The following is a 15383-nucleotide window of genomic DNA, read 5'->3' on the forward strand; positions in this document are numbered from 1 at the left end:
ATGGAGGCTCCATATGTTTTATCCTATCCAAAAGCTAGAAAACCGAGTGAACGAGTTGGATCGCCTGCGTTACCGGGATATAAGGGGCATCGAATCTTTCAATCTTTATGAGCCCAAAAAAGGAAAAGAGAACATTTTCCCTGAAGGATATTCAGATCAAAAAATGAAAGTAAACGATACCTGGTCAGGGAGGGACAAATATCTATGGCTGAATACGTTTCTTTCTATCCCGGAAGAATGGGAAGGAAAGAAGGCTGTCCTCTACCTCGATCTCGGAAGGACAGGAGGAGGGAACAACTCAGGATTCGAGTCCCTCCTCTATGTGAATAATAAACCGTTCCAAGGGGTCGATTCCAATCATAAAGAAGTCATCCTGCCGGCAGGGGACTCCCTCGATATTTCCATTCAGCTTTGGTCCGGCCTAGAAGGGGGCGGTCAGCCTACTAACCAGTATTACCGGTTAAAGGAAGCCTGGTGGGGATACTTAGATGAGAAAGTGGATGACCTGTATTTCAAATCCAAGGCGATACTGGATTCTATTAAGCAGCAAGATGAGAACGACCCTAACCGTTCCATCGTTTTGGCCATCCTCAACCGGGCATTCCGTGAGATCGACTGGTCGGATAGAGATAGTGAGGCCTTTTATCAAAGCCTTTATGCTGCCCGTTCTGTACTATTACATGAAGTGGATAACCTTCCTAAGCATACGGATGTAACCATTCATGCCACCGGTCATTCCCATATCGATCTTGCCTGGCTATGGCGTACAAAACATACGAAGGAAAAGGCAAGGAGGACGTTCTACACAGTACTTAGATTGATGGAACTTTATCCTGACTACACGTTCCTGCAAAGCCAGCCTCAGCTTTACGAATGGGTGAAGGAGGAAGACCCGGAATTGTTCGAAGCGATCAAAGCGAAGGTTGCGGACGGTCAGTGGGAGGTGGAGGGCTCCATGTGGGTGGAAGCCGACTGTAACATTCCATCCGGGGAATCCTTCGTACGCCAGCTTTTATATGGTAAGAGGTTTTTTGAGAAAGAGTTCAATAAGAAGACGCGGACATTATGGCTTCCTGATGTATTTGGCTACAGCTGGTCCCTGCCGCAAATATTAAGAAAATCTGGCATTGATACGTTCATGACGACGAAGATCAGTTGGAATCAATACAACCGGATGCCCCACGATACGTTCCAGTGGAGAGGAATTGACGGTTCCGAAATTCTGACCCATTTCATTACGACGCCTGAACCGGGAAGACCTGCCGACTCATGGTTCTATACGTATAACGGGCTGATTACGGCTGAAACCGTTAAAGGCATTTGGGAAAAGTACCGTGATAAAGACTTGAATAAAGAACTGCTCCTGGCCTATGGATACGGAGACGGAGGTGGCGGCGTCAATCGTGAAATGATCGAAATGAAGCGCCATCTCGATACCGTTCCAAGCATGCCGTCAGTTAAGTCCGTTAATGCCCAGAACTATTTCGAGAAGCTTCATGATACCGTGGGGAAATCCGATCAGTACACCCATACGTGGGACGGGGAATTATATTTGGAGTATCACAGAGGTACTTACACAAGCCATGCGAAGATGAAAGAGATGAATCGGAAACTGGAATACGGGTACCGTGAAGCGGAACTTCTCTCTTCCTGGAACAGTGTTGTAAATGGATGGGATCAATATCCCCAGGCACTCCTTGAAACGGGTTGGAAGTTGATTCTACTAAATCAATTCCACGACATCATCCCGGGTTCTTCGATCACGGAAGTATATGAAGATGCCCACCAAGATTATGAAAAAGCGTCTGGAATCAAGGATACGATTATAACCTCTCAACAGAATCATATCTTGTATGGAGATCATCATTGGTCCTTTCTTCATCCACATCAATATACATCACCGGTTTTAGTCACCGTGCCTGAATCCAATGGAGTTTATGAGCTGGATGGGATAAAGGTCGAGACCCAGACTCTGTCCAATGGTGATACCCTCGTCTTAGTGCCTGAAACGAGACCGTTCTCTTACCAAACGATCTGTTTGACAGGGAGGGCGGAGAAGGAAGAGGGAATGTTGAGTAATGTTGACCTGGATGAAAGAAGATGGGAAACACCGGATTATCGCATCCGATGGAATGCAAATGGTCACATCACAAGTCTTTACGATAAAGAAGAGGGAAGGGAGATGATTCAGGCGGGAGCATCAGGCAATGTGCTGAAACTCTATGAAGACAAGCCACTCGCCCACGATGCCTGGGACATTGACCTTTATTATGTGGAGAAATCGACTCCTATTGATTTACTGGAGGAGTGTACTATACTTGAAAATGGACCATTAAAAACAACCGTAGCATTTACATGGAAAACTCCACAGATGGAAATTTTCCAGAGAATCCATTGTTATTCTCATACAAAACGAATCGACTTCGAGACGGATATCAATTGGACGGCCAGACAGCAGCTACTCAAAGTGGAGTTTCCAGTTGCCATCCGATCCACCGAAGCGATTTACGATATCCAGTTCGGAAACGTCAAACGCCCGACCCATTGGAACACTTCTTGGGATATGGCGAGATTCGAGTCGGTGGGTCATAAATGGGCTGCACTCACCGAACCTTATTATGGGATCAGTTTGATGAACGATAGTAAGTATGGCTACTCTATTAAAGACAATGTCCTGGTCCTTTCTTTACTAAAAGGCCCCGTATATCCAGATCCCAAGGCTGATATAGGGCATCACCACTTCGTCTATTCACTCTATCCTTTCGCTGGACAGACGTCTAAGCATGATATAGAACGGGAAGCCACTTACCTAAACGCACCGCTGCGGATCGTCCGGGGAGAAACCCAATCCGGGTTCCAAGAACCCCTTCTGTCTATTTCCGGTCATGGCGTCATCATCGACACGGTGAAAAAAGCGGAAGACCGTGAATCCCTGATTGTCCGTCTTCATGAAATGGAAGGTGCACGCTCGTCCGTCACCATCACCAGCTCATTGCTGGTAGATGCATGGCGGGAAATGAACCTCATGGAAGATGAAAACATTACGGATTTTAACGAAAACCCATTATGTTTAACATTCAATCCTTATGAAATCAAGACGATTGAAATCGTCCTCAAGGGATAGTTTTCTGCTCCGTATTGTATCCATAAGGTAAGTTGCGTTTATCAGGGTGTACCATGAAATTTTCCAATTGTACTAGAATCGTAGTTGAAGAATAGGGAATAGATGCTTACAAGGTTCTGTTCCCTTTTTTTCTTACTTTGGGGGAATTAATAAATGAAAGCGTTCCTATTTTTCAAACGAATAAGCAAGAGAATGTTTTATAGGGTGTTTTTAACTTATTCCCTCATTATTTTCCTTACAATGTCCACCTTGTTTGTTTTTCTATCAGAATATTATTCTGACTTTATCGTTCAACGTGAAATTGATAGACAAGAAGCGGTTATCGATGAAATCAAATCTGAAATACATGCCAAGCATCAATTCGTTAGTCAAGGTATTCGTCAGCTTTACCAAGAAGAACGGTTAATTGAAGATTTGGCTTTTGCTTTACAGCATGACTACCAAGAATATATTGGGTATCGCTTAGATAAATACTCGAGCAGTGATTCCTTTGTTCCTTATAATTTCGATATTTATGTAAAGAACTATTTTTCCAGAGATTCAGAGTCCATCGCATTGCGGGTTCGAAATGAAAGTTTAGGAACAGAATATATGTATCTGTTCGATCATAGTAGGTGGAATCAAAATAATCAATCTAAAGAAGACACTAGCTTTATGTTAGAAAACCAACCCCTTCCTAAGGATATGGATGTCGTGCCTAAGGATATGTATGTCGTGGAAGAACAAATAAACGATCCTGTTTCTATGGATCGATTGGGAAAAGTAATGGTCTATTTCAGTTATGAAAATTTAGATAGGTTATTATCATTGAAAGATACCCCCTCTAAGGGAACCTTTTTTATCACAGATATGAACAAACAACTCTATTATTCTAATGGGAGCGCTCCTGAAAGACTTCTTAGGGACTTATCTTATAGTGCGGTTCAAAAGAAAGTAAATTTGGATGAACGCTATTATATTCAATCCTCCATCGAGCCCACGAGTCAGCTCATGATCACTGCCGTAATTTCAGAGAAGGAAATGGCTCAGCTCCTTACGTATAAATTAACGATTTTGTCTATTATTGTAATGTTAACGATTTTGTCAATTGCCCTTCCTTACATAGCATTACGAGGATATTCTAAACGAGTTGATGAAATTCTTAATAAGATGAAGGAAGTACAAGAAGGAAATTTATCGGCACGAATTATAACAGCCAATGTAGATGATGATCTTACAGATATATCCCACACTATTAATGAAACATTGGATGATTTAAATGATTACATAGATAGAGTCTACCTATCCAAGCTGAAACAAAGAGAAGCTGAATTAGCGAATCTTCAAGCACAGATTAATCCTCATTTCTTATACAACACACTGGAAGCCATACGAATGAAATCATTAGCCGAGGGTGGACGAACATCTGCAAAAATGATTGTCCAATTAGCTCAGTTATTTCGATATTCTTTGAAAACAGTAGACTTGGTTACGGTTGAGAACGAAATCAACCATGCACAACAATATATTGAATTATTTAAAATACGATTTCAAAACCAGTTAATCGACAACTTCAATGTAGAAGAAAAAATCAAAGTCTACTATATGCCTCCATTTATATTACAGCCCTTGATTGAAAATTTCTTATTGCATGGATTCAGGAGAGATAGCGAAACCAACCAATTAACGGTCACCATTTATGAGCAGAACAACATCCTTATCATAGAAATTGAAGACAATGGAAGTGGTATTGAAAACCAAAAGTTGGAAGATATCAAAGTAAGATTGAAACAGGAAGAAGGAACTTCCGATTCTATCGGACTGGGAAATGTTCACAGGCGTATTCAATTAAAGTATGGATCCGATTATGGTGTGGAGATACGGAGTGTCCCCAATGTCAAAACTTCCGTCACGGTTAAATTACCACTAATAAGTGAGGTGTAGTAAGTGATTAAAGTTATGCTGGTAGACGATGAACCGCTTATTCTAGAAGGATTGAAGTATATACTTGATTGGGAAGACATTGGATTTACCATTGTGGCTACGGCAAAGAATGGTATGGAAGCATTAGAACTGTCCAGGGAAATTGAGTTTGATGTATTAATCACTGATATTAAAATGCCTGAACTAACCGGACTGGAATTGATAGAGAGGATAAGCAAGGAAAAAGAATCGATTAAGTCCATTATTCTTTCAGGTTTTCAAGAGTTCGATTTGGTGAAAAAAGGCCTGAAACTTGGTATTGAAAATTACCTATTGAAGCCCATTAATGAAGATGAGCTCTTGTCTACCATCCTTCACTTGAAGGAAAAAATAGATCGGATATCACTAGAAGAAGAGTCTATCCTTATTCTCCGCGATCACTCCATTTGGAGATGGCTGATGAGAAAAATGACGGAGAATGATTTTAAAGAAAGAATCTCGTTTTACCCAATGGTCAATATTCAAACACCTCTTCGTCTAGGTTTGTTAAAAACAGAATTGGAAGAAGCGATACACCTGCAGAAAACGATCGAGGAAGAAACTAACACATTGGCGATCACTACACCTTCAGGGGATATTCTACTCATTTGGTCTGAGGAGTCTTTTGAAGAAGAGAAAGCGGAGGTCTCCTCGATTGTTGAGCATGAATGTAACGGGAGAGAACACCTTGTTGTCATGAGTAGAAGAGTAGATTTCATCGATGATGCCGAGAAGGTTTACCGAGAGTTGGAAATGGCGTGTGAATTGAAGATGCTGCTACCGGATCAAGATCATCGTATAGCAGAGGAAATGCACTTAAAATCGTCAACATCTGAAAAGCAGACGATTAATTACCTAAAACCAGATATTCTGGAGCACTTAGCTAATCAGGAATATGATACTGTACGCAATTATTTAAGGGGAATCTTCACTCAGCTTGAACAGGATAAAGACGTATTCGTTATAAAAAGCATTATGCTAGAATACTTCTTTCAGATGAAAAACAAGTTTCTGATTTCCTTGGAGTATACTCAATACGTTCAATTAATCCATCAAATTCTGTACCTTCATGGTAATGAAGATGCCCTTGCCATAATGGATCAATGCATAAGATACATTGAACATGATGACAGTGGAGAAGAGAAGAAGAGTCCAATTATTCAAACAATTATTACCTATATCCATCAGAACTACTCAGAAGACATGTCCTTGAAAACACTCGGCCATCGTTTTCACATCAATCCGATCTATTTAGGACAATTATTTCAAAAGGAAGTCAAAGACTCTTTCACCAAATATCTGAACCATCTGAGAATTGACCGGGCTAAGAAACTCTTAATGAATTCACATGAAAAAGCAGGGCATATCGGCAAAAAAGTAGGTTATACGGATGCTACCTATTTCTATAAACAGTTTAAAAAATACGAACATGCAACCCCTTCTGAGTGGAGAAAACAACACTCACAAGCATGAGAAAAAGTCTCTTCGATTAAGAGGCTTTTTTTATAGTTTCCTGAAAATATAGTTAATTTTAGTGATTGTATTTATTTTGACCAGTAAATCTAAGATATCTCAACTATTTATCATGTAAGGGTTTTCATATAATTGAATTATAGAGTTAAGAAAGGAGGAAAAACATGAGCAGAGTCAATCAATTTGTTAAAAATGTGTACGATAACCGAATATGGCTATTAATGATTTTACCAGGGCTTATATGGCTCATCGTGATGAAATATATTCCCATGTTTGGGCAGATCATTGCATTTAAGAACTTTCGGTTTCATCCGGATGGCTTTTTTGCCAGCGTATTTCACAGTGAATGGGTGGGATTTGAAAATTTCAAATTCTTGTTCAGTACAAATGATGCGTTTGTCATAACGAGAAATACCCTACTCTATAACCTCCTATTTATCATAGTCGGATTGATGTTATCCGTAGCCGTAGCCATTATATTAAGTGAAATAACGAAGCAGAAATTAGCCAAAATCTATCAGACTGGAATGTTGTTTCCTCATTTCTTATCGTGGGTGGTAGTTAGTTACTTTGTATTCGCCTTTCTTAGTGTAGACAAGGGGTTATTTAATAGTGTGCTGGGCTTCTTTAATATAGAGCCTGTTTCGTGGTATAACGAACCAAAATATTGGCCTTATTTCATCACAGTTATTAGCCAGTGGAAAGGTGTAGGATTTAGCAGTATTGTGTATCTTGCTGCCATTGTCGGTATTGATAGGACGCATTATGAAGCTGCCATGATTGATGGAGCAAATAAGTGGCAGCAGATTCGTCACGTTACCATTCCTATGATCATGCCACTCATTGTGATATTAACGATACTGAATATTGGCAGCATCTTCAGCGCCGATTTCGGATTGTTCTATCAAATCCCTCGTGACTCAGGACCACTTTACTCTGTAACCAATGTTATCGATACATATGTTTACCGAGGATTGATGACAATGGGGGATATAGGAATGAGTACAGCGGCTGGGTTATACCAAGCAACCGTTGGATTTATATTAATTCTAATAACTAACTATATTGTGAGAAAGATTGATGAAGATAACGCCTTGTTTTAAGAAAATAATACTTTAGAAAGAAAGGAGAGTACTAGATGGAGACATCTACTAAAGTCGCGACGGATTTTCCGAAGGAGACGGATAAGAAAAAAACGTATAACCCTTACGGATTTTCAGGTAAAACGAGTATCTTCATGCATCTATTGCTTGGTACTTTTGCCTTTCTATGTATATTTCCGTTTTTGTACGTGATTATCATTTCGCTTAGTAATGAACAATCGTTAGCGGAAAATGGTTACCAACTTATTCCGGAACAGTGGAGTTTGGAAGCATATAAGTATTTATGGGAAATGAAAGCACAAGTCGTGAGAGCTTATGGTGTAACCATTTTGGTTACGGTAGTAGGTACTTTCATCAGTGTAACGGTCATTGCATTGTATGCCTATGCTATATCAAGAAAACAGTTTATATTCAGAAAGCAATTTACATTCATCGCTTTTTTCACGATGCTATTTAGCGGAGGAATGGTTCCATTCTACATCGTGATGACACAATTTCTGGATTTGAAGAATTCGATGTGGGCTTTAATTCTTCCAATGGCAGTTAATGCTTTCTATATCATTATTATGAGAACGTTTTTCCTAAGATCCGTACCTGAAGCAATACTTGAGTCCGCTCGCATCGACGGAGCAGGAGAGTGGAGAATATTTCTAACCATTGTTCTGCCGTTATCTGTTCCAGGTATAGCAACCATTGCACTATTCAATACCCTTGCGTATTGGAACGATTGGTTTAACGCTCTCCTTTTCATTGACGATCCGAACTTGATACCATTGCAATCGCTATTAATGCGGATTGAGAACAATATGGACTTTATTAAACAGAATGCCATGCTATCAAACCAAAACAGTTCAATCCTAGAATCAATTCCACAAGATTCAGCTAGAATGGCGATGGTGGTTATTGCCACTCTTCCGATTGCTTTATCGTATCCTTTCTTTCAAAAGTACTTTATAAAAGGCCTGACTATTGGAGGAGTAAAGGATTGATAGTATTCATTGAAGGAACGCCATTCCTTTTTTGATAGAACCAAATAAATTAAACGAACTGGGGGATGAAAATGAAAAAAGTAGGGGTACTTTCACTTGTATTGGTGCTGCTTATGGGGATACTGGCAGCATGTAGCGGGAAAAGTTCAAGCGGAGAAACATCAGGTGACTCCACGGAGGATCATGTTACTCTGACCTGGTATTTAATCGGAACTCCTCAAAAAGATGTTGACGATGTCATGAAAGAGGTAAACAAGTACACGAAGGAAAAGATCAACACCTCTATCAACCTTAAACTTCTGGATTGGGGAGAGTATAATGATCGGATGCAGGTGATCACCACTTCTGGAGAAGAGTATGATATTGCCTTCACAAGCTCATGGGCCAACAATTACGCATTAAATGCAAGAAGAGGAGCATTTGTTGGATTGAGTGACTTAATGGATGAATACGGGAAAGACATGAAGAAGCTAATCGATCCGGCATTCCTTGAAGGTGCTAAGATTGATGGGGAACTTTATGCAGTACCAACGAATAAAGAAGTAGGTCAGCAAGCCGTCCTTTCCTTTAATAATGAACTGGTAAAAAAACATGGGCTGGATATTTCAAAAGTGAACTCAATTGAAGATTTAGAGCCGTTGCTGGCTGTTATTAAAGAAAAAGAAAAGAATGTAACACCTATTGCAACATTTGATGCATATCTTCCGTTCGACTCCATCCTTCAAGAAGAGTTACCATTTGCTTTCCGTTTAGATGGAAACACAGATGAGGTTGTGAACAAATACGAAGAAGATGTTACGATGGAAACGTTAAAAACGATGCATGAATACTATAAAAAAGGCTATATCCAAAAAGATGCAGCAACAAGTACAGACTCATGGCCACTGGAAACGGCTAACTGGTTCGTCCGTAAAGAAATTTATCAGCCATATGCAGAAGCCATTTGGTCCAGAGCAGCAGGATATGAAATCGTAACTAGAGAACTTCATGAACCGTATATCTTCAATAACTCAGTTACGGGTTCCATGCAAGCCATTTCAGCTACTTCAAAACATCCTGAAAGAGCCATGATGTTCTTGAATCTATTAAACTCCGACGAATATTTAAGGAACTTGCTTGATAAAGGAATCGAAGGGGTTCACTATGAAGAGAACGAAGATGGAACGATTAAAGACTTGCCTGCTCGTGTTGAAAACTATAACATGCCGAGCTTTGCAATTGGGAATCAGCTGATCCTAAAGCTTTACGAAGATGATCCGGCAGACAAATGGGAGGCATTTGAAAGATTCAATGAAAGTGCAAAATCGTCTCCGGCACTTGGTTTCTATTTTGACTCTAATCCGGTTAGAACAGAAATTGCCGCAATCTCGAATGTTACAAGTGAATTCTCTCCTGCATTATTAAAAGGTGCTGTAGATCCCGAAGAATACTTACCGGCTTTCAATAAAAAGCTAAACGAAGCCGGCATGCAGAAAGTGTTGGATGAAATTCAAAAGCAATATGACGAGTGGAAGAAGAAACAATAGGAGCGCGGGGGGACAGCTCTCCTTTATATCATTCGCTCTTTTCGCAAAGATTGTTGTTTTTAAACATAAGCTCTGCCAAGGCTCTGTCAATTAGTGTGTGCTGGATGGCGAGGGGAACTGCTCTGCTTGCAGCTAGCGTTCGGCCGAGCCTTCTCAGCTTAGCCAAACGGGGTCTCAGCACGACCAAAATCCGCCGGAGTCTGCGCAGTTCCCCTCACCATCTTTAAGAGAATTTTCGTGACAGAGCTTAAAAGTTTGAAAGAAAAACAATGTAACTAGTATCCAGAATATTCTTCTTCCTTAAAAAGAAATCAATCTCTACTCACCTTAAAAGAGGTTGTTTGCTTAAAGTTTTTGTTTTTAATTATTTCTTTTAAAAGAAACATGCTCAGAAAGTTGATTGGAGCGGAAGGATGCTCGACTCCTGCGGGAATAGCTGGACAGGTGAGACCCCGGAGGCGTGCCGAGGAGGCTCACCGCCAGCCCCGCGGAAAGCGAGCATCCTGTAGCGGAAATCACCTATTACTTTCTTCTCTATAATAGCAACAAACTTTACGAAAAGAGCCATATCATTACACGATTAGCAACAACGGATAATAATTTGAAGGGAAGGGTTCAGACTAGTGGGAACCCTTCTTTCAATTGGAGGGAGACTCATGTTATATGGTGCAATAGAAGCCGGTGGAACGAAATTTGTTTGTGCCATCGGAAATGAGAAGGGAGAAATCATAAGCAAGAAGATCTTTCCTACTCAAGATCCTGAGACAACATTAGGGAACGTCTACTCATACTTTTCTCATTACACTTTAACTTCGATTGGAGTAGGCTGTTTTGGGCCAATAGAATTAAATAAGAATAGAAATAATTTTGGACAACTATTAAATACTCCTAAACAACTTTGGAAGAATTTCAATATCTATCAAGCCCTCTCCAGTCACTTTTCTGTTCCTGTTTTTGTTGATACAGATGTGAATGCAGCTGCATTGGGGGAATTTCATTCAGGAGCTGCACAAGAGTCCGACAGTTGTTTATATATAACCGTCGGAACGGGTATTGGGGCAGGATTTGTTCAAAATGGTAAAGTGTCAAAGGGGCTCTTCAATACCGAAATGGGCCATATTTATGTACCCAGGCACTCGGAAGATTCTTTTGTAGGCAGCTGTCACTATCACCGGGATTGTTTGGAAGGCCTGGCTTCTGGTACGGCTATACATACCCGATACGGAAAGAAAGGGGACGAGCTGGAAGAGATGCAAGCGGTTTGGGAACTTGAGGCCTACTATCTTGCCCAAGCCATCGTAAACTACATCTTAATCCTCGCTCCCGAAAAAATCATTTTGGGTGGTGGGGTCATGAAGCAAAACATTTTATACCCACTCATTCGAGAGGAAGTAGCAAAACTACTTAATCAATATGTCAATATAGACGACTTTGAACAGTATATTGTGCCTCCTGAATTGAATGACAATCAGGGAGTGATGGGATCGATGTTTTTAGCTAGGGAAGGTGTACTAAAAACATGTAAATAAATAAGGGGAAATTGCTGAAAAGACCTTAACGAATGATTGAAGTTGTTGAGGTCTTTTACGTTTTATAAGCTTTTCCACGACACTATGATTGAAGCTTGCATTTAATATTTAGTCGAGTGCTATTTTTGAATACGTATCCTTCCTTTGTTTGGATTTAAACAAACGTTTGATTAATAATAGGAAACCCCTAGGCCATGGGATTGATCCAACTAAACAATTGTTTAATGATTATTTCATCACTTTGAAGATGCTTGCCGCACATTCCATCCTGTTATCGTTTGTAGGAGTTCCGGCCATTTACTATCATTCCTTACTGGGTTCTCACAATGATGAAGCCAGGGTTGAAACGTCAGGCATCAACCGCAGGATCAATCGTGAGAAGCTGGAGCTGGGAAGCATCCTAGAAGAATTAGAGACAAACTCCCGTGGCAAAGGGATCTTTGAAGGCTTACGGGAAATGATTTCGATCCGCCAGAAGGAATCGGCTTTTTCTCCCTATGCAGGGCAGGAAGTGCTGGAACTGGGTGTCAATCTATTCGGACTGAAGCGTTTCAATCAGGAAACAGGAGAGAGCATCACGTTTGTAGTCAATTTAGATTATGCTCCAGTAGCTGTAACACTTCCTCACCCAGAATTCGATTTACAGAGTGGTGGGAAAGAAGTAAGTGGAGAAGTTGAAGTAAGTCCGTATGAATTCATGTGGGTAAAACAATTGATCAATATAGGTGCCAGTCGCTTTCTTAGGCTTCTGGGAGCGTGTGTGAAATGAATTTATTAATTGCTTCTGATTCCTATAAGGATTCATTATCAGCTTTTGAAGTGGGAGAAGCGGCTCGTATGGGGATCCTTTCTGTTATGACATCAGCTCATATTGAGAAATCTCCGGCGGATGGTGGAGAGGGGACCCTGGATGCCCTGCTCACATGCCTGGATGGAGAAGAGAAGGAAGTCCCGGTACATTATCCCTTAATGAACCCTGTCCTTGCCCGTTATGTAGTTCTTAACGGAGAGACTGCGTTTATTGAGAGCACCCGCAGCAGCGGACTTCCACTTGTACCGTTTGAGAAGCGGAATCCTATGTTGTCGAATACGTATGGTTTGGGGGAACAAATAAAAGATGCCGTCCTGAATGGATATCGCAATATTGTCATTTCCCTTGGCGGGAGTGCTACTTCTTGATTCAGACGGAGTGCCGGTGGAGAGGGAGTGCGATTGTTGCAGAATTGAGTGGGACGAGGTGTTTGCCTCGTCTTTTTTCGTATTTTGAGTCGCAACTCTGTTATTTTTTAGGTTAGTGGCCCATTATTCCGTTAATCCGGGACTCTATACATCTATATTTCTATGAATCATGCGAGATTCAGCTATGATCGAGCAGGAAATCAAAAAATCGTGCCTCTTTTCGGAAGATTACGCCCTAAATCCAATTAATCATGCGAGATTTGAAATAATCATGCCACTGTGTCGAAAAATCTTTATGTCAATATTCATTTTGTAGGCTAAGAGGCTCGCTTCCTTATTGAGTGAAGTGTAAGGATTGACGTCCAGGCAGCTCCCGGAGGAGTTGGTGGAAGTATTGTTGCGGCTTTAAACGGTCAAGCAAGTATTCCAGTACCGAGTTTACATTTCCATAAGCAAAAAGTATCATAAGGTAGATAATTGTCTCAAACATAAAGAAGGTGAAAATATGAATGAGAGACAAAACGAAATCTTGCGTATGCTTATAGGTCAATCCAATCATTATATATTAGTAAGGAATATTACCGACCAAGTACAGTGCTCTGAAAAGACGGTACGAAACGATTTGAAAGCGATCCAACATTTTTTAGAAGGCATTTCTTCTGCTGAACTAATTCGAAAACCTGGACTGGGTGTCTGTTTGGAAGTGAACGAAGAGGATGAAAAAAAGCTGTTCAGTCACCTCCATTCCACTGATTCGACATTGAGTGACCAGGGTGACGAAAGAAGGGTTATTCAAATAGCCTATCATCTACTAATGGATACTACTCCGGTCACATCTCAGGACTTTATGAGCCGATTTTACGTGAGTAAGGCCATTATAAAAAGAGATATAGAAAAAATTGAAACATGGTTAAAGCGTTTTGATATTAAGTTAGGTACCAAGCAAAAGGTAGGCTTAACATTAGAAGGTACAGAAAAGAATAAGCGCTCAGCATTGTCCCGTTTATCGGAAATGGTCAATCACCCAGCACTTACTCATGAGTTCATGAAGGATCAATTTTCTTCTACAGAATTCAAGGTTGTAAATATGGAGCTGAAAGAAGTGCAGCGTAAATATGCTCTGCGTTTTACCGACGAAAGCTTTGAACGAATTGTCCTTCATACTCTCCTTATGATCAAGAGAACCAAACTGGGACAAATCATTTCTATATCAGAGGAAGAGCGTCTTTTTTTACAAAAGAAAACCGAGTATCGTTGGGCCGTTGATTTCTTAGAGAAGCTTGAACCTTTCTTTTCTATTCATTTTCCAGATAAAGAAAAGGCGTATCTGGCCCTTCATTTCCTTGGCGGGAAATATCGATCTCAGAAGGTCACCTTAAACCAAAGCTTTCAAGATGACAATCCTATTCTCTTAAAGATGATGAGTATGTTAGTGGATCGGGTATCCCAATCTACGAACATCGATTTTAAAGAAGACCGGGAATTATGGGAAGGATTAAACGTCCATTTGCATTCTACCCTTAATCGTTTGGAACATGGACTTCCAGTATCAAATGTCATGTTACATGAAATCAAAAAAATGTATTCCTATATGTTTGATCAAATGATGCTTTCGTTAGTGGATATTAATCAATCATTAGCGCTTGATATTCCCGAAGAAGAAGCAGCTTATTTAACCTTACACTTTCAATCTTCACTTGAGAGAATCAAAAATCAACATCTAACCACAACAAAAGTTGTACTGGTTTGCCATATGGGTATCGGTATGTCTCAATTATTACGTACGAAAATTGAACGGAAATTCTATTCTGTACACGTTTTAGGAAGTATTGCTAAGTCTGAATTAAAGGATTTCCTCTGTAAGCAAGAAGTAGACTTGGTGATCAGCACCATTTCTTTGCCGGAAATCAAAGTTCCTCATATCGTCGTTTCACCTCTGTTGGAAAATAGTGATGAAGAACGCCTGGAGCAGTGGCTAAAGCAGGATAAACACTCCCTAAAACGATCACCTGAGGAATCTATCTTATTAAAATATACCAATCCATTTTTGGTGTTTATTCAACAGGAAGAAACAAACAAATATGAGGTCATAAAGAAGCTCGCTTTCTCCCTCTACTCAAAAGGCTATGTGGAAAAAGAATATATCGAAAGCACCATGATAAGGGAGCGAATGTCAGCTACTACCATTGGGGCAGGGATTGCTATCCCGCACGGACACCCGGACTTGATCAAGCAATCGGCTATTGGTATCACGACTTTGAAGGAACCTATAGAATGGGGAGTAGAAAAAGTATCATTAGTCTTTCTGTTGGCAGTGAAAAATGAAGAGCAGAAAGAAGTGAAACAACTATTTAGCGAAATCTCCTCTTTGAGTGAAGATCCCAAGAAGATTCAATCCCTGATTATGCAACAGGATATCATGAACTTTCTATCTGTGTTCAAGAATGAATGAAGTAAAGCGAAATGGCTTAGCTTCTTATTTTTGGCCTTTTACCGGAGCTCCGGTAAAAGAATGGCCT

The 15383-nt window shown here is 40.4% G+C and carries 10 protein-coding genes; all 10 read left to right on the forward strand.

Annotation, left to right across the window (positions count from 1 at the left end; translation table 11 throughout):
* The first annotated feature begins 13 nt into the window (after positions 1 to 13).
* Positions 14 to 3124 carry an alpha-mannosidase gene (locus tag AC6CIB_RS19200; RefSeq protein WP_498283381.1) on the forward strand — a complete coding sequence of 1037 codons (3111 nt, stop codon included), beginning with the start codon at positions 14 to 16 and terminating at the stop codon, positions 3122 to 3124.
* 153 nt (positions 3125 to 3277) lie between these two features.
* Entirely contained in the window at positions 3278 to 5047 is a 1770-nt protein-coding gene (locus tag AC6CIB_RS19205) for a sensor histidine kinase (RefSeq protein WP_498283383.1), read from the forward strand.
* 3 nt (positions 5048 to 5050) lie between these two features.
* Positions 5051 to 6538: a response regulator transcription factor gene (locus tag AC6CIB_RS19210; RefSeq protein ID WP_498283385.1), complete on the forward strand. Its 1488-nt coding sequence runs from the start codon at positions 5051 to 5053 to the stop codon at positions 6536 to 6538.
* Between the two features lie 164 nt (positions 6539 to 6702).
* Entirely contained in the window at positions 6703 to 7641 is a 939-nt protein-coding gene (locus tag AC6CIB_RS19215) for an ABC transporter permease (RefSeq protein ID WP_498283387.1), read from the forward strand.
* 35 nt (positions 7642 to 7676) lie between these two features.
* The gene (locus AC6CIB_RS19220; protein WP_498283389.1) at positions 7677 to 8630 is read left to right on the forward strand and encodes a carbohydrate ABC transporter permease; all 954 of its coding nucleotides are present in this window, start codon (positions 7677 to 7679) and stop codon (positions 8628 to 8630) included.
* A gap of 65 nt (positions 8631 to 8695) precedes the next feature.
* Complete coding sequence (locus AC6CIB_RS19225) at positions 8696 to 10156, forward strand: ABC transporter substrate-binding protein (RefSeq protein ID WP_498283391.1); 1461 nt, start codon at positions 8696 to 8698, stop codon at positions 10154 to 10156.
* Between the two features lie 656 nt (positions 10157 to 10812).
* Positions 10813 to 11685, forward strand: a complete 873-nt coding sequence (locus tag AC6CIB_RS19230; RefSeq protein WP_498283393.1) for an ROK family protein — start codon at positions 10813 to 10815, stop codon at positions 11683 to 11685.
* A 166-nt stretch (positions 11686 to 11851) separates the two neighbouring features.
* Positions 11852 to 12454: a hypothetical protein gene (locus AC6CIB_RS19235; protein ID WP_498283395.1), complete on the forward strand. Its 603-nt coding sequence runs from the start codon at positions 11852 to 11854 to the stop codon at positions 12452 to 12454.
* Entirely contained in the window at positions 12451 to 12864 is a 414-nt protein-coding gene (locus AC6CIB_RS19240; RefSeq protein ID WP_498283397.1) for a glycerate kinase, read from the forward strand. Before AC6CIB_RS19235 ends, AC6CIB_RS19240 begins: the two co-directional genes overlap by 4 nt.
* A 505-nt stretch (positions 12865 to 13369) precedes the next feature.
* A complete protein-coding gene (locus tag AC6CIB_RS19245) occupies positions 13370 to 15316 on the forward strand; it encodes a BglG family transcription antiterminator (RefSeq protein WP_498283399.1) in 1947 nt (648 codons plus the stop codon).
* Positions 15317 to 15383 lie beyond the last annotated feature (67 nt).

The sequence above is a fragment of the Rossellomorea sp. GQ25 genome, assembly GCF_059758515.1.